Raw genomic sequence first — 656 nt, 5'->3', positions numbered from 1 at the left:
TTGGCCTGCCTCTCCTTGCCGGGCGAATCCGCCTGGATGTAGATCGTCAGCCCACCGTCAGGATCCTTCTTCAATCCAGCCAGCATCGGCGAGTTGATCAGATAGCGGTTGATCGGATTCTTGACCAGCAGCTGCTGCGGCAGTCCGTACATGGTGACCGACCAGAAGGCATCCACGGGCGGCAGCTGGTCCTTGGCGAAGCGCAGGGTGTAGGCGCCTTTGCTGCCGTCCAGGGGCTGGCCTTCGGAATCCTTGTCCAGGATGGGGTACATCGCCTCTTCGCGGGAGTTCGCACCGATGCCCACCTGGGTCCCGGTCGCACGGGCGACGTAGTCATTTTTCAGGAAGTCCCGGCTACCGAACAGGGCATCGGTCCTGCCGCCCAGCGAGGCGCGCTTGTCATCGATCTGCTTCTGCCCTTCGGCCATGCCCTCCTTGAGCGCGGCCTGCATCGGCGGCGGCAGGCGGTTCGCATCAAAGGGCTTGCCCGGCTCGATACCCAGCGTGGCAAAGCGCTCGCGCAGGGCCGCCTCGCTTGGATGCGGCGGCTGCGCGAACTGCAGCAGGAACGCCAGCTGGTTGAAGAACTCCAGCGACGTCCGATCCTGCGCCGGCGGCGTGGGCGTGATCCATGCGATGGCGGGCGCCGGCGGCGG

1 protein-coding gene is annotated in these 656 nt (G+C 65.9%); it reads right to left on the bottom strand.

The window, feature by feature from the left end; genetic code table 11:
• On the bottom strand, positions 1-656 hold a 656-nt coding region (locus ABE424_RS19125), incomplete at both ends, for a DUF1214 domain-containing protein (RefSeq protein ID WP_346492927.1).

The sequence above is a fragment of the Stenotrophomonas sp. TWI1149 genome (assembly GCF_039673155.1).
In the GTDB taxonomy this organism is placed as follows: domain Bacteria; phylum Pseudomonadota; class Gammaproteobacteria; order Xanthomonadales; family Xanthomonadaceae; genus Stenotrophomonas; species Stenotrophomonas maltophilia_AA.
This window is presented reverse-complemented; position numbering and strand designations above follow the sequence as displayed.